The organism is Stenotrophomonas sp. CFBP8994 (assembly GCF_034044835.1).
Taxonomy (GTDB): Bacteria; Pseudomonadota; Gammaproteobacteria; order Xanthomonadales; family Xanthomonadaceae; genus Stenotrophomonas; species Stenotrophomonas rhizophila_A.
Genome location: NZ_JAXCWT010000001.1, coordinates 741,488 through 763,870, shown reverse-complemented (window position 1 = coordinate 763,870; position 22,383 = coordinate 741,488). Strand labels below are relative to the sequence as shown.

Below are 22,383 nucleotides of genomic sequence, written 5' to 3'. Positions count from 1 at the left end.
TACCACCGTGCCATGGCCGACGCATTGCCGATTCATTGCACGGTACCGACCAACGGTCGGCACCTACCGATCATGCATGCGCATCTGGTAGGTACCGACCGTTGGTCGGTACGGCGATCATTCGCCGATCCAACCCTCGAGCAGGTCCGCGAATTCATCGGCGTGTTCTTCTTCCTGCGCCAAGATTTCCTCGAGGATCCGCTTGGTGGTGGTGTCCTTGTCGCCCACGAAGTTGATCATCTCCCGATAGCTGTCGATGGCGATGCGTTCGGCGATCAGGTTCTCGCGGACCATGTCGCGAAGGTCCTTGCCTTCCTTGTACTCGGCATGGGAGCGTCGGGTCAGCGTGTCGGGGTTGAGATCGGGTTCACCGCCCAGCTGCACGATGCGTTCGGCCAGCTTGCCGGCATGCGCCTGTTCCTGCTGCGCGTGCTCGAGGAACTCGCCCTTGACCGCGTCGGCCAGCATGCCCTTGGCCATGAAGTAATGGCGGTAGTAGCGCAGCACGCACACGTATTCGGTGGCCAGCGCATCGTTGAGCAGCTTGATCACCGCTTCGCGGTCGGCGGTGTAGCTGTCGGTGATGGCGCCATCTTCGATGTCCTTGCGGGCCTTGGCGCGCAGGGTTGCGGTGTCGCTGATGCCCGGCGGACGGCTGGCGGGCTGGGGCGTGCTTTCATTGGAGGAGGGGTTGGGGTGCTGCTTGGCTGGCTTTGACATGGCTGGCCGGGTTCCTTTGTTGCGGGAGGGGGATCAGCTGGGCAGGTGCTCCAGCACGTACTGCGCCGAAGAGACCTCGAACTTGCCGGGCTCTTCGATGAAGGTGTTGCGGACCACACCGTCTTCCACGTACAGCGCGAAGCGGCGCGAGCGCATGCCCATGCCGGAACTGCTGGCGTCCAGTTCCAGGCCGAGCGCGCGGGTCAAGTCGCCGTTGCCATCGGACAGCAGCTGCAGTCCGTCGGGGACCTGCTGGCTTTCGCCCCAGGCCTTCATCACGAACGGGTCGTTGACCGCCATGCAGAACACGTCGATGCCGCGGTGGCGGAAATCGGCGAAATGCTCGACATAGCCGGGCAGGTGGCGGGCCGAGCAGGTCGGGGTAAACGCGCCAGGCACCGCGAACAGCACCGCCTTGCGGCCATCGAACAGGGCATGGGTGTCCAGCGTCTCCATGCCCTCGCGGATGCGCTTGAGGGTGACTTCGGGAATGCGGTCGCCAACGTGGATGGTCATGGAAAGCTCCTGGGTCAAGGGCAGGGTAGTGAGGGGCGTGGGAGCGCGGCGTCAAAACGTTGAAACAAGCCTGTTCATTCCCATATCGACCGTATCCGACGCCCGTGGCGACTGCATTGCGCAGGATCATTCGTTCGATCACGGCAGCGGGGCGGCCAGCCGCTAGAATTGCCGGCATGGCCCCCGCCGGCGCGGGCGGCCGAACTTATTCGAGGTGTATGGATGGAATTCAAGGATTACTACGCCACCCTGGGCGTGGAACCCAGCGCGGGCGATGCCGAAATCAAGACCGCCTACCGCCGGCTGGCGCGCAAGTACCACCCGGACGTGAGCAAGGAAACCGGCGCGGAAGAGAAGTTCAAGGCGGTCAACGAGGCCTATGAAGCGCTGCGCGACCCGCAGAAGCGCGCGGCCTACGACCAGCTCAAGGCCCAGGGCTACCGCCCGGGCGAAGAGTTCCATGCACCGCCGAACTATGGCGGCGCGCAGGGCTTTGATTTCGAGGAAGTGTTCGGCGGCGGCGCGGGTGGCGGTGGCTTCAGCGACTTCTTCGAAAGCCTGTTCGCCCGCCAGCGCGGCGGCGGGGCTGGCCGCGCCAGTGGCTTTGGCGGCGCCGGCGCGGGCCCGCAGCCGGTCCGCGACACCCGCGCCAAGCTGTCGGTACCGCTGGAAGCGGCCTACGGCGGTGACAGTCTGCGCATTACCGTCAACGGCAAGCAGCTGGACGTGCGCGTGCCCAAGGGCATCCGTCCGGGCCAGGTGATCCGGCTGACCGGGCAGGGCACCAACGGCGGCAACCTGCTACTGGAAGTGGAATACGCCGCGCATCCCCAGTTCGAGGTCGACGGCCGCAACATCCTCTACACGCTGGATGTCACCCCGTGGCAGGCGGCATTGGGGACCTCGATCAGCGTCCCCACCCTGGGCGGTGCGGTCGAGCTCAAGGTGCCGGCCGGCTCGGACGCCGGGCGCAAGCTGCGCCTGCGTGGCCGCGGCCTGCCGGGCAACCCGGACGGCGACCAGATCGTGGAAATCGAGATCATCGCCCCGGTGCCGACCGATGAGGCGCAGAAGAAGGCCTACAAGGCGCTGGCCAAGGCGTTCGGCGAAAAGATCTAGCCGGCATACCGACCAGCGGTCGGTATCCACAACGGGTAGGTACCGACCGTTGGTCGGTACGCACTCACATCACGCCGAAGGCGGCTGCTGCCCGCTGAAGACCCGTTCCAGCACTTCGGACAGCTCGTCTTCGGAGAACGGCTTGGTGATGTAGGCCTTGGCACCCTGGCGCATGCCCCACATGCGGTCGGTGTCCTGGTCCTTGGTGGTCACCAGGATCACGGGGATGTGCTTGGTGGTGGCATCGCGCGCAAGGGTGCGGGTGGCCTGGAACCCGTTGAGGTTGGGCATCACCACATCCATCAGGACCAGGTCGGGCAGCTCGGCCTTGGCCACTTCCACCCCGTCGGCGCCATCCACGGCGGTCAATGTCTCGTGACCCAGCTTCTCGACGATGCGTTTGATTGCGACCTGCTGCAACTGTGAATCGTCGACGATCAGAATGCGTGCCATGTTGTTCCCCAAGTGATGCCCGCAGTGTAGGGCCGCGCCCGTGTCAGAGAGAAGCGTCCGCCGCGCCGTCCGTCGCCCAGCTGCAACGCTCAGTCGATCCGCACCACGGTGCGGCCCAGCGCGCCGCCGGCCAGCATCCGCTCGAACGCGGCCGGCAATGCGTCCAAGGCGATCTCGCCAGTGCAGATCGCGTCCAGGTGGCGCGGCTTCCAGTCGCCGCCCAGTCGCTCCCAGACCTGCTCGCGCAGCGCACGCGGGGCCGAAGACGACGACACGCCCAGCAGCGACACGCCCCGGATGATGAAGGGCATCACCGTCATGTCCAGCGCCGGACTGGCGGCCAGGCCCGCGCTGACCACGCTGCCGTAGGGCACGGTCTGGGCCAGCAGGCCGGCCAGCATCGGCCCGCCAGCATTGTCCAGGCCACCCCCGAAGCGGGCGGACGCCATCGGCTTGTCCGTGGCCAGGCTGTCGCGCGGCAGCACCTCGCGCGCGCCCAGCCCCCGCAGGTAATCGGCCTGCTCCGCCTTGCCGCTGATCGCGTGCACCTCGAACCCGGCCCGGCTGAAGATATCCACCGCCAGCGAACCGACCCCGCCGGTCGCACCGGTCACCGCCAGCGGGCCGTGGGCCGGGGTGAGCCGGTTGTCGAGCATCCGCAGCAGGGCCAGCGCCGCGGTGAACCCGGCGGTGCCGATCACCATTGCTTCGCGCGCGCCCAGGCCGGCGGGGCGTGCGATGACCGCGCTGGACGCCAGCCGGACATACTGGCTGTAACCGCCATCGCGGGTCTCGCTGAGCCCGCAGCCGGTGGCCAGCACCGCATCGCCCTCGCGCCAGGCCGGGTCGGTCGAGGCCACCACCGTGCCGGCCACGTCGATCCCGCCCACCAGCGGGAAGCGGCGCAGGATGCGCCCCTTGCCGGTGCCGGCCAGGGCATCCTTGTAGTTCACCGACGACCATTCGGCGCGCACCACCACCTCGCCCGGGTTGAGCTGGGCCAGGCCGATCGGCTCCAGGCCACTGTGGTGGCCCTGCTCGTCCTGGTGGATGCGGAAGGCGGTGAACCGCTCGGGGATCGCCATGGGGGTGGCCCTGCAGAATGGGGGGCTCCACCTTACCGTGATGAATCGCGACCTGCGCCGGGTTGCCCCTTCCAATCCTGTCGGTCAGCCCCATCTAGTAGAATCGGACAGGATTGAACGGTTGACGGTGCGGGACTGGCCCGCAGGCAACCTTTACTGATGGAGCGTGCATGGCCTGGAATACACCCGGCGGCAACAAGGGCGGACAGGGTTCCGACGAGAATCGACGAGGGCCGTTCGGCCCGCGCGGTGGCGGCGGTGGTGGTGGTTGGGGCGGGTTGCCCGGACCGCTCAAGGACCTGTTCGATGGCGGCATCCTGCGTTGGGTGGCGGTGGCGGTGGTCCTGCTGCTGTTGTTCTCCAGCTTCCAGCTGATCGGCGAACAGCAACGCGGCGTGGTGCTGCGCTTCGGCCAGTTCTCGCGGATCCTGCAGCCCGGCCCGAACTTCAAGCTGCCCTGGCCGATCGAGTCGGTGACCAAGGTCAACGCGACCCAGATCAAAACCTTCAGCAGCGAAGTGCCGGTGCTGACCCGCGACGAGAACATCGTGCGCGTGTCGCTCAACGTGCAGTACCGCATCGACGATCCGCGCCTGTACCTGTTCGGCTCGGTGTCGGCCGACCAGGTGCTGGAGCAGTCGGCGCAGAGCGCGGTGCGCGAGCAGGTCGGCCGTGCCGACCTCAACGCCGTCCTCAACAACCGTGGCCCGCTGGCCGTGGTCGCGCAGGAACGCCTGCAGGCCGCGCTCAAGGCCTACCGCACCGGCCTGGTCGTGACCGGCCTGACCCTGCCCGATGCCCGTCCGCCAGAAGAGGTCAAGCCGGCCTTCGACGAGGTCAACGGTGCCCAGCAGGTCAAGGAACGCCTGATCAACGAAGCCCAGGCCTACGCGGCCAAGGTCGTGCCCGAAGCCCGTGGCCAGGCCTCGCGCGCCCGCACCACCGCCGAAGGCTTCAAGCAGGCCGTGGTGGCCCGCGCGCAGGGTGACGCCGAGCGCTTCAGCCTGCTGCAGGCCCAGTACAAGGACGCCCCGGAAGTCACCCGCAAGCGCCTGTGGCTGGAAACCGTGGAGAAGGTGTTGGCCGAGAACCGCAAGGTCATCGGCGGCGATGGCCGCCAGCTGATCTACGTGCCCATGCCCGACAACCGTGCCGGCGCTGCCGCCGGCACCAGTGGCACCCCGCTGGTGACCCCGGAAGTGATGATGCCGTCGCTGCCGGCCAGCACTCCGGTTGACGGCGTGCGCAACGCCGAGCGCCCGACCACGCGCCCGACCACCCGACCGACCGGTAGCGAAGGAGCCATCCGATGAAGAGTCCGCTTTGGATTGGCCTGGCCGTTGCTGTCCTGCTGGGCCTGCTGGGTTCGGTGTTCGTGGTCCGTGAGGACCAGACCGCCATGGTGCTGAACCTGGGCAAGGTGGTCCGTGCCGACATCAAGCCGGGCCTGCACTTCAAGCTGCCGCTGGTGGAAACGGTGCGTGTGTTCGACCGCCGCTTCCAGGTGCTGGCCACCGCCCCGGCGCGTTACTTCACCGCCGAGCAGAAGGACGTCAGCGTCGACTTCTTCGCCATTGGCTACATCTCCGACGTGCGCGCCTACTACCGCGCCACCGGCGGCGATGCCAGCGTGGCCGATGCCCGGCTGGCGCCGATCATCACCGACTCGCTGCGCAACCAGATCAACTCGCGTTCGTTGCAGCAGCTGGTCTCCGGCGATCGCAGCGAACTGATTGCCGGCCAGCTGACCGGCATCAACGAGGCGGTCAAGGGCCTGGGCATGCAGATCATCGACCTGCGCATCAAGCAGATCGACCTGCCGACCGACAGCCAGGTGATCAACGACGTGTACGAGCGCATGCGCGCCCAGCGCAAGCAGGAAGCGGCCAAGCTGCGGGCAGAGGGTGAAGAGCAGTCGCTCACCATCCGTGCCCAGGCCGACCGCGAAAGCACCGTGATCGTGGCCGAAGCCGAGCGCGACGCCCAGCGCCTGCGCGGTGCCGGTGACGCCGAAGCGGCCCGGATCTACGGCCAGGCCGGCTCGGCAGATCCGTCGTTCTTCTCGTTCTACCGCAGCCTGGAGGCCTACCGGAACTCCATGACCGACGGCAACGGGGTGATCGTGCTGGACAAGAACGACCCGTTCCTGCAGTACATGAAGAACGACCGCTGACCGTCGGTTGAATCCGCCCCCCTTCGGGGTGGCGGTCGACCCCGGAAACCCGGATAATGCACAAAAGCCGGACGGGCCTCCCCGTTCGGCTTTTTCCGTGTCTGGGCCTGCCTTCGCCGACCGCTCCCCGATTGGAGCCGTCACTTCCGCGCCGGCCGGCCCTGCTACGGTTTACCCGTCCGCGGCCCCGATGGCCGCAACAATTCGAGGAGCCCGTCATGGGTCAGTCTGTCGTAGTGCTTGGTGCCCAGTGGGGCGATGAAGGCAAGGGCAAGATCGTCGATCTGCTCACCGAGGAAATCGGTGCCGTAGTGCGTTTCCAGGGCGGCCACAATGCCGGCCACACCCTTGTCATCAATGGCAAGAAGACCGTGCTGCACCTGATCCCGTCGGGCATCCTGCGTGAAGACGCGCTGTGCCTGATCGGCAACGGCGTGGTGATCTCGCCGGCTGCGCTGCAGAAGGAAATCGCCGAGCTGGAGACCTCCGGCGTGGAAGTGCGTTCGCGCCTGAAGATCTCCCCGGCCGCGCCGCTGATCATGCCGTACCACATCGCCCTGGACCAGGCGCGCGAACGCGCCGCCGGCGGCAAGGCGATCGGCACCACCGGCCGTGGCATCGGCCCGGCCTATGAAGACAAGGTGGCGCGTCGCGGCATCCGCATCGCCGACCTGCATTACCCGGCCCAGCTCGAAGAGCTCCTGCGCACCGCGCTGGATTACCACAACTTCGTGCTGACCAATTACCTCAAGACCGACGCGGTCGACTTCCAGAAGACCTACGACGAAGCACTGGCCTTCGGCGAGTACGTCCAGCCGATGAAGTCCGACGTGGCCGGCATCCTGCACGACCTGCGCAAGCAGGGTAAGCGCGTGCTGTTCGAAGGTGCGCAGGGCGCGCTGCTGGACATCGACCACGGCACCTACCCGTACGTCACCAGCTCCAACACCACCGTGGGCGGTGCGCTGGCCGGTGCCGGCGTCGGCGCCGATGCGATCGACTACGTGCTGGGCATCGCCAAGGCGTATGCCACCCGCGTCGGCGGCGGCCCGTTCCCGACCGAGCTGGACGACGAGATCGGCCAGGGCATCCGCGACCGCGGTGCCGAATACGGCGCCTCCACCGGCCGTCCGCGTCGTTGCGGCTGGATGGACATCGTCGCGCTCAAGCGCGCCGTGGCCATCAACGGCATCAGCGGCCTGTGCATCACCAAGCTGGACGTGCTGGACGGCATGGAAAAGCTGAGGGTCTGCATTGCCTACGAATACCGTGGCAAGCGCACCGAATACGCGCCGCTGGACGCGCAGGGCTGGGAAGAGTGCACCCCGGTGTACCTGGAGTTCCCGGGCTGGAACGAGAACACCCACGGCATCACCGAGTGGGACAAGCTGCCGGCGGCCGCGCGTGCCTACCTGCGTGCCCTGGAAGAGCTGGCCGGCTGCCCGATCAGCATCGTCTCCACCGGCCCGGACCGCGACCACACCATGGTCCTGCAGGACCCGTTCGCCTGATCCAGGCGCCCGGCCACGCCAGACATCATCCGGCGTAGTGCCAGGCCCTGCCTGGCAACCAGAAGCCCCGCGAAAGCGGGGCTTCTGCGTTTTACTTGGCGCACTTGAACATACCCATATTGGGCATTAATATGCCCAATATGGGTAACAAGGCCACCTCCGTCACAGCTCCACCGCCACGCTCCGGCTTGGCCGATGCCCTTTTCACCCAAACCCAGCAACGAATCCTGGGCTTGATTTTCGGTCAACCCAATCGGGACTTTGCCGTCTCGGAACTGATTACAGCTACCGGAGGTGGCTCCGGCGCCGTCCAGCGTGAACTCGCAAAGCTCACCGCTGCAGGTCTGCTGACCGTCCGTCGCTCGGGAAATCAGAAGCGCTATCAGGCCAACCCTGACGCGCCCATCTACCACGAGCTCGTCTCGATGATCCGCAAGACCGTCGGATTGGCTGGTCCACTTATAGACGCGTTGCTTCCCATCGCAGACGACATCCTCGTTGCTTTCGTATACGGTTCCGTCGCCAAGCAGAGCGACACTGCACGAAGCGATATCGATCTGATGATCGTTTCCGACACAGTGGGCTACGCGGATGTCATGCAGCACTTGGAGACACCGCAGCAAGCGCTCGGGCGCCCGATCAATCCGACCATCTATTCACGCCATGAATGGAATGCACGCATTCACGAAGAAAATTCGTTCTTGATGCGCGTGCTGGCGCAGCCGAAAATCTGGGTGATTGGAGGCGAGCATGAACTCAGCGCTGCACAACCTGGCGGGGCCAGGTAAATCACTCAGCATCGAACCGCCAGACACGCGCGAAATTGACGGACTGCTGCGGTCTGGCAAAGCGCGTCTTCTGGATGCGCGCCGCACGGAACTCTCCTTGGAGAGTCGTTTCGATCTAGCCTACAACGCAGCGCACGCGCTATGCCTGGCAGCGTTGCGTCGGCAAGGTTTTCGCCCGGCACACCGTTATCTCGTGTTCCAGCTCCTTCCGCACACGCTTGGAATGGGAGCCGGGGTCTGGCGCGTTCTCGACAAATGCCACCAGCAGCGGAACATTGCAGAGTACGAGGGTCACCTCGATGTGACCGAACGGTTGGTACTCGACTTGATCGAGGCATGTGACGCGGTGCGATCCGCTTTGGAATGAAGAAGGGGCCGGTGCAAACGCGACCCAATTCCAAGCGCGCCCACCGATGCGGTCAGCGCATCTCGAACGAAGACTGCAGCGGAATAGTTACGTTGCGCAGCGTGTCGCGCACGTTGATCGCCACTGTCCAAGTCCCTTTGGGGTCGCCCGCTTCAGCAGTGAACTTCATTCCTACCGAAGACAGATAGACACTGTTGGGATCGGTATCGAGCTGGGTGACGAAGCAGGGCAAGTCGTGCTCGTCGCCGCTCAGGCTGCCGTCGGGACGGGTGATGCGCAGGTCGCAGCGCACCTGCGCCATGCCGGCGGCGTCCAGCTTCGGGTTGGTCAGGAAGGACAGGATGTAGAGCGAGCCGCCTTCCTTGACCTCGGTGGCCAGCTCGAAGCGCGGCACCCCGTTAACCGGGTTTTCCCACTTCTGCTGCCATTCCGGGTCTGCGGTGACCACCATCGACGCGGAGAAGCCTTCGCTGGATTTCGCCGACGACGTGTCGGGCAGCGCGTTGCCCTGGCCATCGTGCAGGGCCGTCTGCGCCAGTGCGGACAACGGCATCAGCAGGGCCAACAAGGCCAGCGTGCGTGCAGTTTTCATGTAAGTGGTTCCCCTGTTCGCATCCTGCGGTGATGCGCGAGTATCGCCCATCCACCGCGCAGTCCGTCAAGGCGGTGCCGGGCCAAACCCTGCATCGGGTCAGGGGGCCGCTTAGCCAGGCGCGGTGGTGGTGCGCTGGCGTACGCGTTGGTGATGCGGAAACCTGTTTCATTTTCAGGTCCATGCGTCAATGTGCGTGGCACCTGTACTGGCGGTTGTTTGGGAACCAACCCTACCGGGATGCCTTGGAGGCCTTCTTCGCCGGCCGTTTCTTGCCGCCGCCATCCTGCTTGTTCACAGTCGCCCAGGCGATGCGTTCGGCGGCTTCGTCGCTGCGACCCTCGGCTTTTTCGCTTTCCTCGATGTGCTCGGCCTGGCGCTTCTGCTTGTCGGTGTAACTGGATTTGTCTCCGCGCGGCATGGGAATCGTCCTCTCTTCAGGGAGCAGCGGACCAAAGGTCCGCTCTACACGTTGCCCGGCAGGAGCGGATCCACTGTCCGCTCCTGCCGGGACGGGTCAGGCGAGGGTGCGGACCTTGGGTTCGCGCGCCCACTGGCGGGTGGCGGCGGCGGCGATGAAGCCCTTGGCGTCTTCGGCTTCCACCACCCCATTGTCTTTGCCAACGCGCGCCGTCTTGAGCAGCTGCTGGGCGCCGTCATCGGCGGCAATGGCCTTCAGGTGCGCCCAGGCGTCCGCGGCGAAATCGATCGCGGCCGATTCCTTGCTCAGGCGCTTGGCGGCGTCGGTGCTCAGTACGATCGCCACTGCGTCGAACACCACCGAGGGCGTGCCGGCCAGCTGGCCATCCGCAGGCTGCAGTCTGCCGTCGCTCAGCTTGCCGCCGCCGACCTTGGGCGCGACCAGCTTCACCTTCGCGCCGGCTTTCTCGGCTGCCTTGCGCAGGTTTGCGATCAACCCCGCGTCGGAGCCTTCGTCGAACAGGATGCCGATGCAGCGGCCCTTGAGCAGGTCCTTGGTGCGGCCGATGATGCGCACTTCCGGCGCCTTGGGCAGGTCCTGGGCCGGAGTGGCAGTAGCGGCCGGGGCGGGCAGGGCGGGCATCGCCAGGCCGTCGGCAACGCGTTTGGCCAACGACTCGTCGATGTTGCGCAGGTGGCTCACCGTGCGCTCGCGCACGGGTACCGTTTCCACCTTGGACAATTCAAACACCAGCGCAGAGGCCAGGTGCGCCTGCTCCGGCGCCTCCAGGCTGCGGAAGAACATGCGCGCCTGGCTGTAGTGGTCGGCGAAGCTGGCAGCACGAACGCGCCCCTTGCGACCATCATCGGCCGGCGTGGCATGGCTGGGGAAGCCATCAGCGGTCTCGCGCGGGCTGTCGCCCTGCAGCGAGCTGGGGTCATATGCTACCCGGCCCTTGGGGATGTTCATCTGCATATGGCCGTCGCGTTGATGGTTGGCGAACGGGCACTTGGGTGCGTTGACTGGAATCTGGTGGAAGTTCGGCCCACCCAGGCGGCTGAGCTGGGTGTCCAGGTACGAGAACAGCCGTCCCTGAAGCAGCGGGTCGTTGCTGAAATCGATGCCGGGCGGCACGTTGGCCGGGCAATAGGCGACCTGCTCGGTTTCCGCGAAGAAGTTGTCCGGCCAGCGGTCCAGCACCATCCGGCCGACAACGGTCAGCGGCACCAGCGATTCGGGAATGATCTTGGTCGAATCCAGGTGGTCGAACGGGAACGCCTCGGCTTCTTCTTCGGTGAACAGCTGCACCGCCAGCTCCCATTCGGGGAAGTCACCGGCAGTGATCGCCTCGAACAGGTCGCGGCGGTGGAAATCGTTGTCCGCCCCCTGCAGCTTCACCGCCTCGTCCCACACGGTGGACTGCACCCCAAGCTTGGGCCGCCAGTGGAACTTCACGAAGGTGGATTCGCCGGCATCGTTCAACAGCCGGAAGCTGTGGATGCCGAAGCCTTCGATGGTGCGAAGCGAACGCGGAATGGTGCGGTCGCTCATCGCCCACATGATCATGTGCATCGATTCGGGCATCAGCGAAACGAAATCCCAGAACGTGTCATGGGCGCTGGCGGCCTGCGGGAATGCACGGTCCGGTTCCATCTTGACCGCGTGGATAAGGTCGGGGAACTTGATCGCGTCCTGGATGAAGAACACCGGGATGTTGTTACCCACCAGGTCCCAGTTACCCTCGGGCGTATAGAACTTCACCGCGAAGCCGCGCACATCGCGCGGGGTGTCCACGGAACCGGCACCACCGGCGACGGTGGAGAAACGGGTGAACACGGGCGTGCGGACGCCTACTTCGGTCAGCACACGCGCACGGGTGAATTCCTCCAGCGAACGGGTAAGTTCGAAATAGCCGTGCGCAGCGCTGCCGCGCGCGTGCACGATGCGCTCCGGAATGCGCTCATGGTCGAAGTGGGTGATCTTCTCGCGCAGGATGAAGTCTTCCAGCAACGTCGGTCCGCGCGGGGTGTCGCGCAGCGAGTTCTGGTTGTCCGCCACCGGGATGCCCTGGTTGGTGGTCAGTGCCGGATGGCCACCGCCGGCCTGCTGGTGAAGTTCGTCGCCTTCGCCACGGCGATCGGCGGGAGGGGCGGATTTGGTGCGGGGCTTGCTGGTGGCCATCAGGCGACTCCGGGCTGGCAGGGGGATGCAACGCCTCACAGTGGCGGGCGGGGCGTTAATCGCCGGTCGGAGAACCCGGTCGCGCATGCACCTGCGCTTCACGCCGGCAACCAGGCAGGTATCCTTGGTGGTGTGTCCATCCTCCTGCCGCCCCCGCATGCGCGTTGAACCTGCCGACATCGAAGCCCTGTTCGATGCGATTCCCGATGTGCTGTTCTTCATGAAGGACCGCGACGGGCGCTACACGCACATCAACCAGACCATGCTGCGCCGGCTGGGGCTGAAGTCGCGCAAGGAAGTGATCGGGCGCACCGCTGCCGAGATCTACCCCACGGGGCTGGGCGCGGACTACGCCACCCAGGATGCGCAGGTGCTGGCCGGCAAAGTGATCGAGAACCTGATGGAGCTGCACCTGTTCGCCAACCGCGAGCCGGGCTGGTGCCTGACCTGCAAGCGGCCGCTGCTGGTGGACGGACAGATCCGCGGGCTGATCGGGATCTCGCGCGACCTGGGGCAGAAAGACAGCCTGGGCACCCAATACGAACAGCTGCGGCTGGCGCTGGCCCACCTGAACGCGCATTACGCCGAGAACGTGCGCATGCAGACCCTGCTGGATATCACCGGGTTTTCGCTGTCCAAGCTGGAGCGCACCTTCCGCAGGGTGTTCCAGATGACCCCGCAGCAGGTACTGACCCGGCTGCGCATCCAGATGGCGGTGCATCTGCTGCATGGCAGCGACACCATCGCCAGCATCGGCCAGGCCTGCGGGTTTACCGACCAGAGCGCGTTCACCCGCAAGTTCAAGGCCGAGGTCGGGGTGTCGCCGCGGGCCTATCGCGCCCAGATCGCAGAGCGCGCAGAGCCCTGACTACAGGGGCAGGGGCGCTGCCCCTATCCCGTCCGCCGGCCGGACAAGGTATGGTGTCGCACCTGTTGCCCGCCAATCGATTCCGATGCCCGCATCCCAGACTCCGGCCTCCGCCGCCGCACCCGCCGACACCCGCCTCGGCAGCTCGCTCAAACCCCGCCAGCTGATCATGATGGGCCTGGGCAGCGCCATCGGCGCCGGCCTGTTCCTGGGCTCCGGGGTGGGCGTACAGGCGGCCGGGCCGGCCGTGCTGCTGTCCTACCTGGTGGCCGGTGCGCTGGTGATCATCGTGATGAACGCGCTGGGCGAGATGGCTGCGGCCAAGCCGACCAGTGGCGCGTTCTCGGTGTACGCCGCCGACGCCATGGGCGCCACCGCCGGTGCCACGGTGGGGTGGCTGTGGTGGGTGCAGCTGGTGATCGTGATCGCTGCCGAAGCGGTCGGTGCGGCGGGCCTGCTGGCCACGGTGTGGCCGGTGATCCCGGTACCGATGGCGGCGCTGGCATTCATGCTGTTCTTCACCGCGATCAACCTGCTGGGGGTGAAGAACTTCGGCGAATTCGAGTTCTGGTTCGCGATCCTCAAGGTGGCCGCCATCATCGCGTTCATCCTGATTGGCGTGGCGCTGCTGATGGGCTGGCTGCCGGACGTGGCGTCGCCGGGCCTGAGCAACTTCACCCAACACGGCGGTTTCGCCCCCAACGGGCTGGCCGGGATCGGTGCCGCGCTGCTGGTGGTGGTGTTCGCCTTCGGCGGCACCGAAATCGTGGCGGTGGCCGCGGCCGAAACCGAAGACCCCGAGCGCAGCATTGCCCGTGCCATCCGCACCGTGGCCTGGCGCATCCTGGTGTTCTACATCGGCTCGCTGAGCGTGATCATCGCCGTGGTGCCGTGGACCAGCGAAGCGCTGAAGTCGCCGTTCGCCGCGGTGCTGCAGGTGGCCAACATTCCGGGGGCGGCCACGGCCATCACCTTGATCGCGGTGATCGCACTGTTGTCGGCGCTCAACGCCAACCTGTATGGCGCCTCGCGCATGATGTATTCGCTGGCGCGCCGCCGCGAAGCCCCGGCGGTGCTGGGATGGACCGACCCGCGCCACGTGCCGATCATCGCGGTGCTGGCCAGCGTGCTGTTCGGCTTCGCTGCCACGGTGATGGAGCTGGTGTTCCCGGACAAGGTGCTGCCGGTGCTGCTGAACATCGTGGGCTCCACCTGCCTGCTGGTGTGGACGATCTCGCTGCTGTCGCAACTGATCCTGCGCCACCGCGCCAACCGCGACGGCACCCGCCTGCCGTTCCGCATGGCCGGCTACCCGTACCTGACCGTGCTCGGCCTGTGCGTGCTGGCACTGATCTTCGGCCTGCTGCTCTCCGAAGCGCACACCCGCGTGCAGTTCCTGTCGATGGCCGCGCTCACCGCGGTGATCGCCATCACCAGCGAAATTTCCCGCCGCGCGCGCCGCAACCGCCAGGTCGATTGATCCCGGATGGGTGTTGCGTGAAATGAATACGGCCCGCTTTCGCGGGCCGTATTCATTTCAGCCAAGCGGGAGGATCAGACCTCAACGCCCTCGTCTTCCTTGTAGCAGCGGGTCGAGTGAATGGACCTGCGCACGGAGCGACGGCCAAGCTACCCCTCCCAACCTTGCTGCGTACGGGTGATGCTAGTCATACCATTCCATTGCGGTCTTCTCCATGATCTTCAGGGTGTAACTCCGAAACGCGTTGCTGACGTACCCCTCGATCCCAGAGGCCGTATCCGCCGTGTTCGAGATACCCGCAGTCATGAGGGTTCGAATCTGCTCGGCCACCGATGGTGATGTTTCGTCCATCCACTCGCTGATGTTGTCGGCGACGCGCTCGCGGGAGGCGCTCATCAGGTCGTCATGGTCCAGATCGTTGTCGTACCCTGCTCTGCCAATATCCTCGCAGGTGTAGTAGGCATCGCTGCTTTCATAAATGTACCCTGCGTTCTCGTATACATCGTTGCAGAACAGCCTGGCCAGTTCATCAACATGATCCAGCCCGGCCGGTACCGTTACCACCATGCGGAACAGTTCTGCGATGGGTACGTTGACGTCCAGGGTGCCATCGGGGGTCAGCCAGGGCGTGCTGGTTTCATCGGGCGACGTGCGCGGGCACATGATGTCGGCCAGCGCACTCCACTGGCTTCCCCTTGCGATTTCCAGCGGTGAGGTCTTGTTGCCCGGGATGTCTGCGAGCGCCTCGGCAGCCGCTACGGATCGGTTTGTCTTGTTGATCAGAATGGAGGCATTGGGGTCAGCGCCGTTTCCGATCAGCCAGGTGACGGCTTCCAGGCTGGACTGCGGATTCTCGCCGTAGGCCTTGACCGCATAACTCAGCGGCGTGCTCATTCCGGACCGCGTGGTCGGGTCCACCGCTGCGCCTGCGTCGAACAGCAGCTGCATCGTGGCGGCAGGGTGGGGCGACGTGGCGGCCAGGTGCATCGGGGTGCGTGCGGCACCGTTGGTGCTGTTTACGAAGCTCTTGAGCGATGCAGGATCATCCGCATGCATGCGACGATACTTGTCAAGCAACGCTTTCACCGCAGCGACATCACCAAGGGTGGCGGCATGGTGCAATGGCGAAGAGCCAGCCTTGTCGCGGGTGTGGACCCGGATGTGCTCCGCACCAAGCAGGGCGTTCAGAATCGGGGTATCGCCCATGTGGATGGCATGATGCAGCAGCGACCACTTCTCCATGCCGGTGCCCTTGCGTAGATCCTGGGCATTGATGTTGTCGATGCCGTTGGTGATGGCCAGGAGCAACATCTTGCTCTTTTCCTCGCGGCTGCGGGTTGGCTCGGACAGCTGATCGAACAGATGGACGGCCTTTTCGCGGAGCTGGGGGGATGCGGTCGAGGGCGCGGCCGCTGGCGTCGCAATGTCTCCAGCCGCTGTATATGCGTCAGTTGATGCCGCTTTCGGCGTCTGCAAGTCGCTCAGCGCATTCTGCAACATGGTCAACGTCATCGCGCCACCCTCTCCAGGGGCATGTGGGCGCGATGGACCCGGCGGCGTCGAGGTAAGGGCCATGAGCCCTGGCGGGAGCAGATCTTTGGGAATCATGCGGGACGTTCCAGAGGAGTGACCGGCAACCGTAACGGCATGTGCGCCAGGGGACTTCCCGATATTTGTCATCCTGTACTGCATGCGGATTCCCGATGCAGCCGTTGTCCACGAGTGCCAGCGGCGGCCGCTATATTTGCTGCAGTCAGACGCCTCTGATGAGGCTTCTTTGGAAGCGTCCGCGGTAGAGGCGAGGGAGAGTGTGCGCCCCACCTTCAGCGTTCCGCCCAGCACGGGCCGGCGCGGACAGTACACACGGAACCGTTTTGATATGCCAATGCAAGCTACGGGCGGCGTAGCCCCCGCTACCACCATCGCTGGAACCCAGTCCCTTGCGCCTGAGCAGGGGCAGCAGATTCAGCTGTCCACGCTGAAGAGTCTCGCAAACGCTCCCTCTCCGCTCCAGCCTATCGGCACGGGCGCGGATCACGTAGGCCAGACCAATCCGCAGGGGGCCTTCGTGTGGCTGCCCCCCGAGATGCGAGAGCAGAAATGGGGTCGGCTCGATGCCGCTGGACTCGACGCGATGGCGGGTACGTCGCGGGCCCTGCGGCAGGAGGTGGTCGATATGCTTGAGCGGATGGACGGCACAGCTCGGACCGCGCTTTGGTTCAAGGCCGCGAACGATGACCTTCCCAGGGTGATTGACGCATTGCTGGAGACGGGATTCGACGCTTCGGCGATTGATGGTGAGGAGAATACGGCGCTGCTTGTCGCCGCCACCCGCGGCAGCGTGGAGGTCGCAAAAATCCTTGTTGGCCGCCACGGTGAATGTTCCGGCGATGGGCCGTCGCCGGCCGCATTGCTCCGTTGGTTCGCTGCGCGTGGCAACGCGCGTGCCGTTGAGACGCTGGTAAACGCTGGCGCCGATGTGAACGCTGTCGCAAGCGGGCGCTCGACGCTGGCATCGGCCATTGAGAGCAATAACCTGCCGACCCTCAAGGCGGTGCTTGCTGGCGGCGCGGACGTCAATCTGGCCAGTCCTTTCGACGGAACCACGCCGCTGCTCCTCGCAGTGAAGCTGCGCTTGAATCACATTGTCCAGATCCTTCTGGAGCAACCGGGAATCAAGCCCGACCTTCCGGACAAGCGTGGGATAGCTGCACGGGAATACGCGAGGGATAATTATATGTACGACACAAGTAGGCCCTCGATGGTGTCGTTGTTTGAGGCGTATGACGAGGCACGCTCGCACCCGGATTCAAAACCGTGGAGCCGCGCCGCCATAGCGGGAGATCTGGGCAAGCTTGACGAGCTTTACAAATTGCACGGTAAGGCAATCGTTGACAGTGTGTGGCGCGGCGGGACCAGTGCGCTGACATATGCGGCTTTGCACGGGCGTACCGAGGTGGCGGAAGCACTGATCTCGTGGGGCGCCGATCCCAGCCTGCACAGCGGCGATGGCGATTCGGCACTCCATGCTGCGGCGTATCACAACCACCTAGGCGTTGCTGCGTGCCTGGTCAGGCATGGCGCCGAACTCGATGTGCTGGATTCAGGAGGAAGAACCGTGCTTGCCAACGCCGTGTACCGTGACCTGGTCGATATGGCGCGCTTGCTTCTGCAGGCCGGAGCCAATCCGAACATAGGGTCGCGGGGTGAAATGGAAACGCCGCTACGTTGGGCTGCGTGGCACGGGAAAACGGAAATGTGCGAACTTCTGCTTGAATGGGGGGCAGACCCGCTTGCGCGCGACCGTTTTGGTAACACGCCGCACAAGAGGGCCGGTGATTCTGGATCACCGGAGACCTTGGCGGTCTTTGAAAAGTACATGGTGAAGTAGTTCACGCTGGATCAGGGCGCAGGAGTGCATGCACCCGCCAACAAAAACGGCCCGCTCTCGCGGGCCGTTTTCGTTTCAACCAGGCAGGAGGATCAGACCTCCACGCCCTCGTCTTCCTTGTACGCGTCGACCGGGATGCAGGCGCACATCACGTTCTTGTCGCCGTAGACGTTGTCCACGCGTGCCACCGGCGGCCAGTACTTCTGCTGGCGCAGGCTGGCCAGCGGGAAGGCGGCCAGTTCACGCGGGTAGGCGTGCGACCACTCGCTGGCCGACACCGCGGTCGCAGTGTGCGGTGCATGCTTGAGCGGGTTGTCCTCGCGGTCCAGGCGGCCGTCTTCGATCGCGGCGATTTCCTCGCGGATCTGGATCATCGCGTTGATGAAGCGGTCCAGTTCGTGCAGCGATTCGCTTTCGGTCGGCTCCACCATCAGCGTGCCGGCCACCGGGAAGCTCAGGGTCGGGGCGTGGAAGCCGAAGTCGATCAGGCGCTTGGCCACGTCTTCAGCCCCCACGCCGGAGGTCTTCTCCAGCGGCCGCACGTCCAGGATGCACTCGTGCGCCACCAGCCCGTTGCGGCCGGTGTACAGCGTCTTGAAGTGCGGGGCCAGGCGCTTGGCGATGTAGTTGGCGTTGAGCAGCGCCACCTGGGTGGCCTTGCGCAGGCCTTCGGTACCCATCAGCGTGATGTACATCCAGCTGATCGGCAGGATCGAGGCGCTGCCGAAGCTGGCCGCGCTGACCATGCCCACCGGGCCGTTGTCGCCGAGCTTGCCCGGCAGGAACGGGGCAAGGTGGGACTTGACCGCGCACGGGCCCACGCCCGGGCCGCCGCCGCCGTGCGGAATGCAGAAGGTCTTGTGCAGGTTCAGGTGCGACACGTCCGAGCCCCACTTGCCGGGCTTGGCCACGCCGACCAGGGCGTTCATGTTGGCGCCGTCGGTGTACACCTGGCCGCCATGCTTGTGGATGATCTCGCAGATCTCGACCACTTCTTCCTCGAACACGCCGTGCGTGGAGGGGTAGGTCATCATGATCGCGGCCAGGCGGTCGCTGTACTTCTCGGCGTTGATGCGGATGTCTTCCACATCCACGTTGCCATTGCCGTCGGTCTTGGTCACCACTACCTTCATGCCGCACATCTGCGCGGAGGCCGGGTTGGTGCCGTGCGCCGAATCGGGAATCAGGCAGACGTCGCGATGGCCTTCGCCACGCGAGCGGTGGTAGGCGCGGATCGCCAGCAGGCCGGCGTACTCGCCCTGCGCGCCGGAGTTCGGCTGCAGGCTCACCGCGTCATAGCCGGTGCACTCGACCAGCATCGCTTCCAGCCCGTCGATCAGTTCCTTGTAGCCAAGGGCCTGGTCGGCCGGGGCCAGCGGGTGGATGTTGGCGAACTCCGGCCAGGTCACCGGGATCATCTCGGCGGTGGCATTGAGCTTCATGGTGCAGCTGCCCAGCGGGATCATGGTGCGATCCATCGCCAGGTCCTTGTCGGCCAGCGAGCGCAGGTAGCGCAGCAGCTCGTGTTCGCTGTGGTGGGTGTTGAACACCGGGTGGGTCAGGAACGCGCTGGTGCGCACCAGGCCGGCCGGCAGGGCATCGGCGGTGGCCGCGTCCAGTGCTTCCACATCCACGCTGGCACCGAACAGCTGGCCCAGCGCGACGATGTCGGCGCGGGTGGTGGTTTCGTCCAGGCTGATGCCGACCGCTTCGCTGTCGATCGCGCGCAGGTTGATGCGGGCGGCGGCGGCCTTGGCATGGATCGCGGTCGCGTCGATGTCCTTGACGTGCAGGGTGTCGAAGAACTGCTCGCCGACGTTGATGCCGGCCGTGCGCAGCGCGGCAGCCAGGATCGCGGCCAGGCGGTGGGTGCGGCGGGCGATGCGGGTCAGGCCCTCCGGGCCGTGGTACACCGCATACATCGAGGCCATCACCGCCAGCAGCACCTGCGCGGTGCAGATGTTGGAAGTCGCCTTCTCGCGGCGGATGTGCTGTTCGCGGGTCTGCAGGGTGAGGCGGTAGGCCGCATTGCCCTGCGCATCGACCGACACGCCGATCAGGCGGCCGGGCATCGAACGCTTGTAGGCATCACGGCAGGCCATGAAGGCCGCGTGCGGGCCGCCGAAGCCGAACGGCACGCCGAAGCGCTGCGAATTGCCCACCACGATGTCCGCGCCCCATTCGCCGGGGGCGGCGATCAGGGTCAGCGCCAGCAGGTCGGTGGCCACGGCCACCAGGCCACCACGGGCGTGCACGGCATCGGCCAGCGCCTTGTAGTCGCCGATGTGGCCGAAGGTATCCGGGTACTGCAGCAGCACGCCGTAGGCTTCGGCTTCCATGGCTTCGGCCGGGGTGCCCACGCGCAGCACGATGCCCATCGGCTCGGCGCGGGTGCGCAGCAGTTCCAGCGTCTGCGGGTGCACGGCGTCGTGCACGAAGAAGGTGTCGGACTTGGACTTGGCCGAACGCTTGGCCAGGGTCATCGCTTCGGCCGCGGCGGTGGCTTCATCCAGCAGCGAGGCGTTGGCGATCTCCATGCCGGTCAGGTCGGCGCACAGGGTCTGGAAGTTGATCAGCGCTTCCATGCGGCCCTGCGAGATCTCGGCCTGGTACGGGGTGTAGGCGGTGTACCACGCCGGGTTTTCCAGCACGTTGCGCAGGATGACGTTCGGGGTGAGGGTGCCGTAGTACCCCTGGCCGATGAAGGTGCGGAACACCTGGTTCCTGTCGGCGATGGTGCGGATCTTGGCCAGCGCTTCCACTTCGGTCAGCGAGCTGGGCAGCGCCAGCGCGGCCGGCGACTTGATGCCCGACGGCACGATGGCGTCGGTCAGTGCGTCCAGCGAGGCGTGGCCGACCACGTCGAGCATCTGCGCGATTTCGGCGTCGTTGGGGCCGATGTGGCGTTCAACGAACGCGTGGTGGTGTTCAAGCTCGCGCAGGGTAGGGGTGTTCTGGGACATGGCTGGCATCCAAAAGAGTGGGCACGCACGTTCGGAAGCGCGGACGGGGCGTGTCATGGGCGACAACGATCCACCGGACCCTGCGGTCTTCCTGGGTGCCCCTCTGTCCTTTTGCCTGAGAGTTTAAAAGCGCGCGGCTGCGTGCTTCGTGCCCCTTCGGCGCCGGCACTGGCCGGTCTCTCCAGAGTTTTGGTGCGGGTGGTATCGGGCCTGAGCGATTACGGGCGTTGCGCCTTCGGCAGCGGGTGCTTCAACACAAAGCGCCGCTTCTCCCACCATGTAGCCCGGCGATTATAGCCCAGCGGCCCGGCCGGCAACGCCCGTCCGGCACATGAACAGGGGGCGCCGACCGCGCCATAACCGGGCGCCGGGCATGGTGCCAGGCAGGCGGACGGCCTATCATGGCTGCATCCTCGTATTCATCAGGCGCCACCGCAGGCTGCGGCCGGCGCCTTCCGTGCGTTCGCACGGCCGCTGACGGAAGACCCGATGACACCCGCTCCGCCCTCCAACCGCCGCCTGGCCCTGCTGCTTGCCGGGCTGGCCATGTTCGGCCCGTTCTCGATCGACACCATTTTCCCGGCGTTCCTGCTGCTGGGCGAACGCATGCAGGTCGACCAGGTGGCGGTGCAGCAGACCGTGAGCGTGTACCTGCTGTTCTACGGCCTGATGAGCCTGGCGCACGGCCCGCTGTCGGACGCGTTCGGCCGCCGCCGCGTGATCCTGGGCGGGCTGGTGCTGTTCATCGCCGCCTCGATCGGCTGCGCGCTGTCGCGCGACCTGACCACGCTGCTGGTGTTCCGCGCGCTGCAGGGCGTCACCGCCGGCGTAGGCGTGATCGTCGGCCGGGCGGTGATCCGCGACCTCTACCATGGCGCCGACGCGCAGCGGCTGATGAGCCAGGTCTCGATGATCTTCGGCATCGCCCCGGCGATCGCGCCGATCATCGGCGGCTGGATCCTGCTCGGCGGCGGCGACTGGCCGCTGATTTTCTGGTTCCTGGTGGTGTTCGCGCTGGTCTTGCTCGCCGCCACCGGCAAGTGGCTGCCGGAGACCCACCCGGTGGAAGCCCGCACCCCGCTGTCCACCCGCGCGCTGCTGCGCAGCTACCTGCAGATGGGCACCAACCCGCGCCTGCTGCGCCTGGCGGCAGCAGGCGCGTTCAATTTCTCCGGTATTTTCCTGTACATCGCCTCGGCACCGGTGTTCGTGATGCAGCACCTGCAGTTGGGCGAGGGCGGTTTTGCCTGGCTGTTCATTCCCACCATCGGCGGCATGACCACGGGCTCGTTCCTCTCCGGGCGCATGGCCGGGCGGATGACCGCCGCCCGCCAGGTTGGGATCGGCTTCAGCCTGTGCGCGGTATCGGCGCTGGCCAACCTGGCCTATGTGCTGGCGGTGGACCAGATCGCCCTGCCCTGGGCGGTGCTGCCGATCTTCGTCGGTGGCGTGGGCATGGCGCTGATCTTCCCGATCCTGGCGCTTGCGGTGCTGGATATGTACCCGCACCAGCGCGGTCTTGCCTCGTCGATGCAGATGTTCCTGCAGCTGATGATCAACACCGTGGTGGCCGGGGTGGTGTCGCCGATGCTCAGCCACACTCCGCTGCACCTGGCGCTGGGCTATGCCGGCTTCTTCGCCATCGGCGCCAGCTTCTGGTTCTGGGAGCGTCGCTGCGAACGCCGCCGCGAGGCCCTGGCCGGCCTGGCCTGAGCCGGTGCGTTATCCTTTCCCCATCTGTTGAAGTCCGGAAGT

At 65.8% G+C, this 22,383-nt stretch carries 18 protein-coding genes, 1 pseudogene and 1 riboswitch; of the genes and pseudogenes, 10 read left to right on the top strand and 9 right to left on the bottom strand.

From position 1 onward, the window contains the following. Window positions 1–117 precede the first annotated feature (117 nt). The gene (locus SOM39_RS03650) at window positions 118–720 is read right to left on the bottom strand and encodes a ferritin-like domain-containing protein (RefSeq protein WP_095364399.1); all 603 of its coding nucleotides are present in this window, start codon (window positions 718–720) and stop codon (window positions 118–120) included. A gap of 33 nt (window positions 721–753) precedes the next feature. Further along, window positions 754–1,236 carry a peroxiredoxin gene (locus SOM39_RS03645; protein WP_320457500.1) on the bottom strand — a complete coding sequence of 161 codons (483 nt, stop codon included), beginning with the start codon at window positions 1,234–1,236 and terminating at the stop codon, window positions 754–756. 222 nt (window positions 1,237–1,458) lie between these two features. Between SOM39_RS03645 and SOM39_RS03640 the strand changes: the two genes are divergently transcribed. Then, entirely contained in the window at window positions 1,459–2,355 is an 897-nt protein-coding gene (locus tag SOM39_RS03640) for a DnaJ C-terminal domain-containing protein (protein WP_320457499.1), read from the top strand. Between the two features lie 69 nt (window positions 2,356–2,424). Here SOM39_RS03640 and pilH read toward each other — a convergent pair whose 3' ends face one another. Both pilH and SOM39_RS03630 read right to left on the bottom strand, forming a co-directional pair. Continuing rightward, complete coding sequence (gene pilH, locus SOM39_RS03635; RefSeq protein ID WP_068853659.1) at window positions 2,425–2,808, bottom strand: twitching motility response regulator PilH; 384 nt, start codon at window positions 2,806–2,808, stop codon at window positions 2,425–2,427. 89 nt (window positions 2,809–2,897) lie between these two features. Further along, a complete protein-coding gene (locus SOM39_RS03630) occupies window positions 2,898–3,893 on the bottom strand; it encodes a YhdH/YhfP family quinone oxidoreductase (RefSeq protein WP_320457498.1) in 996 nt (331 codons plus the stop codon). Between the two features lie 170 nt (window positions 3,894–4,063). On the opposite strand from SOM39_RS03630, the gene hflK reads away from it, so the two are divergent. From hflK to SOM39_RS03605, 5 genes are all read left to right on the top strand, one after another. Next, entirely contained in the window at window positions 4,064–5,206 is a 1,143-nt protein-coding gene (gene hflK / locus SOM39_RS03625) for an FtsH protease activity modulator HflK (RefSeq protein WP_093532861.1), read from the top strand. Beyond that, window positions 5,203–6,066 carry a protease modulator HflC gene (hflC, locus tag SOM39_RS03620; protein ID WP_093532862.1) on the top strand — a complete coding sequence of 288 codons (864 nt, stop codon included), beginning with the start codon at window positions 5,203–5,205 and terminating at the stop codon, window positions 6,064–6,066. Before hflK ends, hflC begins: the two co-directional genes overlap by 4 nt. 218 nt (window positions 6,067–6,284) lie before the next feature. Next, entirely contained in the window at window positions 6,285–7,577 is a 1,293-nt protein-coding gene (locus tag SOM39_RS03615) for an adenylosuccinate synthase (protein ID WP_320457497.1), read from the top strand. A gap of 188 nt (window positions 7,578–7,765) precedes the next feature. Continuing rightward, window positions 7,766–8,365, top strand: coding sequence for a transcriptional regulator (locus tag SOM39_RS03610; protein ID WP_255220528.1), 600 nt, complete (start codon window positions 7,766–7,768; stop codon window positions 8,363–8,365). Next, complete coding sequence (locus tag SOM39_RS03605) at window positions 8,328–8,732, top strand: hypothetical protein (protein WP_095364404.1); 405 nt, start codon at window positions 8,328–8,330, stop codon at window positions 8,730–8,732. The genes SOM39_RS03610 and SOM39_RS03605 overlap by 38 nt, the downstream gene beginning before the upstream one ends. Before the next feature lie 52 nt (window positions 8,733–8,784). On the opposite strand, the gene SOM39_RS03600 is transcribed toward SOM39_RS03605, so the two are convergent. From SOM39_RS03600 to SOM39_RS03590, 3 genes and pseudogenes are all read right to left on the bottom strand, one after another. Then, window positions 8,785–9,324 (bottom strand): hypothetical protein, encoded by a 540-nt coding sequence (locus SOM39_RS03600; RefSeq protein ID WP_320457496.1) that lies wholly within the window; start codon window positions 9,322–9,324, stop codon window positions 8,785–8,787. Between the two features lie 244 nt (window positions 9,325–9,568). Next, window positions 9,569–9,745: pseudogene (locus tag SOM39_RS03595) on the bottom strand (HupB); the annotation flags it as partial. Between the two features lie 96 nt (window positions 9,746–9,841). After that, a complete protein-coding gene (locus SOM39_RS03590) occupies window positions 9,842–11,926 on the bottom strand; it encodes a catalase (RefSeq protein WP_320457495.1) in 2,085 nt (694 codons plus the stop codon). A 157-nt stretch (window positions 11,927–12,083) separates the two neighbouring features. Between SOM39_RS03590 and SOM39_RS03585 the strand changes: the two genes are divergently transcribed. Both SOM39_RS03585 and SOM39_RS03580 read left to right on the top strand, forming a co-directional pair. Continuing rightward, window positions 12,084–12,794, top strand: coding sequence for an AraC family transcriptional regulator (locus SOM39_RS03585; RefSeq protein ID WP_068853648.1), 711 nt, complete (start codon window positions 12,084–12,086; stop codon window positions 12,792–12,794). Between the two features lie 85 nt (window positions 12,795–12,879). Continuing rightward, complete coding sequence (locus tag SOM39_RS03580) at window positions 12,880–14,274, top strand: amino acid permease (protein ID WP_414715839.1); 1,395 nt, start codon at window positions 12,880–12,882, stop codon at window positions 14,272–14,274. 183 nt (window positions 14,275–14,457) lie between these two features. On the opposite strand, the gene SOM39_RS03575 is transcribed toward SOM39_RS03580, so the two are convergent. Continuing rightward, window positions 14,458–15,786 carry an ankyrin repeat domain-containing protein gene (locus tag SOM39_RS03575; RefSeq protein WP_320457494.1) on the bottom strand — a complete coding sequence of 443 codons (1,329 nt, stop codon included), beginning with the start codon at window positions 15,784–15,786 and terminating at the stop codon, window positions 14,458–14,460. A gap of 556 nt (window positions 15,787–16,342) precedes the next feature. Between SOM39_RS03575 and SOM39_RS03570 the strand changes: the two genes are divergently transcribed. Then, on the top strand, window positions 16,343–17,665 hold the full coding sequence (locus SOM39_RS03570) for an ankyrin repeat domain-containing protein (RefSeq protein ID WP_320457493.1): 1,323 nt from the start codon (window positions 16,343–16,345) through the stop codon (window positions 17,663–17,665). A gap of 92 nt (window positions 17,666–17,757) precedes the next feature. Here SOM39_RS03570 and gcvP read toward each other — a convergent pair whose 3' ends face one another. Beyond that, window positions 17,758–20,637 carry an aminomethyl-transferring glycine dehydrogenase gene (gcvP, locus tag SOM39_RS03565; protein ID WP_320457492.1) on the bottom strand — a complete coding sequence of 960 codons (2,880 nt, stop codon included), beginning with the start codon at window positions 20,635–20,637 and terminating at the stop codon, window positions 17,758–17,760. Window positions 20,638–20,721: 84 nt separating this feature from the next. Continuing rightward, window positions 20,722–20,823, bottom strand: a riboswitch (glycine riboswitch). Between the two features lie 294 nt (window positions 20,824–21,117). Between gcvP and SOM39_RS03560 the strand changes: the two genes are divergently transcribed. Beyond that, window positions 21,118–22,341 carry a multidrug effflux MFS transporter gene (locus SOM39_RS03560; RefSeq protein ID WP_320457491.1) on the top strand — a complete coding sequence of 408 codons (1,224 nt, stop codon included), beginning with the start codon at window positions 21,118–21,120 and terminating at the stop codon, window positions 22,339–22,341. Window positions 22,342–22,383: the final 42 nt, after the last annotated feature.

What these genes read in the sequence shown, in the direction of transcription:
- SOM39_RS03590 (WP_320457495.1), bottom strand. Translation starts at nt 11,926, where the DNA reads ATGGCCACCAGCAAGCCCCGCACCAAATCCGCCCCTCCCGCCGATCGC.
- SOM39_RS03560 (WP_320457491.1), top strand. Translation starts at nt 21,118, where the DNA reads ATGACACCCGCTCCGCCCTCCAACCGCCGCCTGGCCCTGCTGCTTGCC.
- SOM39_RS03605 (WP_095364404.1), top strand. Translation starts at nt 8,328, where the DNA reads ATGAACTCAGCGCTGCACAACCTGGCGGGGCCAGGTAAATCACTCAGC.
- SOM39_RS03600 (WP_320457496.1), bottom strand. Translation starts at nt 9,324, where the DNA reads ATGAAAACTGCACGCACGCTGGCCTTGTTGGCCCTGCTGATGCCGTTG.
- SOM39_RS03575 (WP_320457494.1), bottom strand. Translation starts at nt 15,786, where the DNA reads ATGACGTTGACCATGTTGCAGAATGCGCTGAGCGACTTGCAGACGCCG.
- SOM39_RS03645 (WP_320457500.1), bottom strand. Translation starts at nt 1,236, where the DNA reads ATGACCATCCACGTTGGCGACCGCATTCCCGAAGTCACCCTCAAGCGC.
- hflK (WP_093532861.1), top strand. Translation starts at nt 4,064, where the DNA reads ATGGCCTGGAATACACCCGGCGGCAACAAGGGCGGACAGGGTTCCGAC.
- SOM39_RS03630 (WP_320457498.1), bottom strand. Translation starts at nt 3,893, where the DNA reads ATGGCGATCCCCGAGCGGTTCACCGCCTTCCGCATCCACCAGGACGAG.
- pilH (WP_068853659.1), bottom strand. Translation starts at nt 2,808, where the DNA reads ATGGCACGCATTCTGATCGTCGACGATTCACAGTTGCAGCAGGTCGCA.
- hflC (WP_093532862.1), top strand. Translation starts at nt 5,203, where the DNA reads ATGAAGAGTCCGCTTTGGATTGGCCTGGCCGTTGCTGTCCTGCTGGGC.
- SOM39_RS03615 (WP_320457497.1), top strand. Translation starts at nt 6,285, where the DNA reads ATGGGTCAGTCTGTCGTAGTGCTTGGTGCCCAGTGGGGCGATGAAGGC.
- SOM39_RS03585 (WP_068853648.1), top strand. Translation starts at nt 12,084, where the DNA reads ATGCGCGTTGAACCTGCCGACATCGAAGCCCTGTTCGATGCGATTCCC.
- gcvP (WP_320457492.1), bottom strand. Translation starts at nt 20,637, where the DNA reads ATGCCAGCCATGTCCCAGAACACCCCTACCCTGCGCGAGCTTGAACAC.
- SOM39_RS03640 (WP_320457499.1), top strand. Translation starts at nt 1,459, where the DNA reads ATGGAATTCAAGGATTACTACGCCACCCTGGGCGTGGAACCCAGCGCG.
- SOM39_RS03650 (WP_095364399.1), bottom strand. Translation starts at nt 720, where the DNA reads ATGTCAAAGCCAGCCAAGCAGCACCCCAACCCCTCCTCCAATGAAAGC.
- SOM39_RS03580 (WP_414715839.1), top strand. Translation starts at nt 12,880, where the DNA reads ATGCCCGCATCCCAGACTCCGGCCTCCGCCGCCGCACCCGCCGACACC.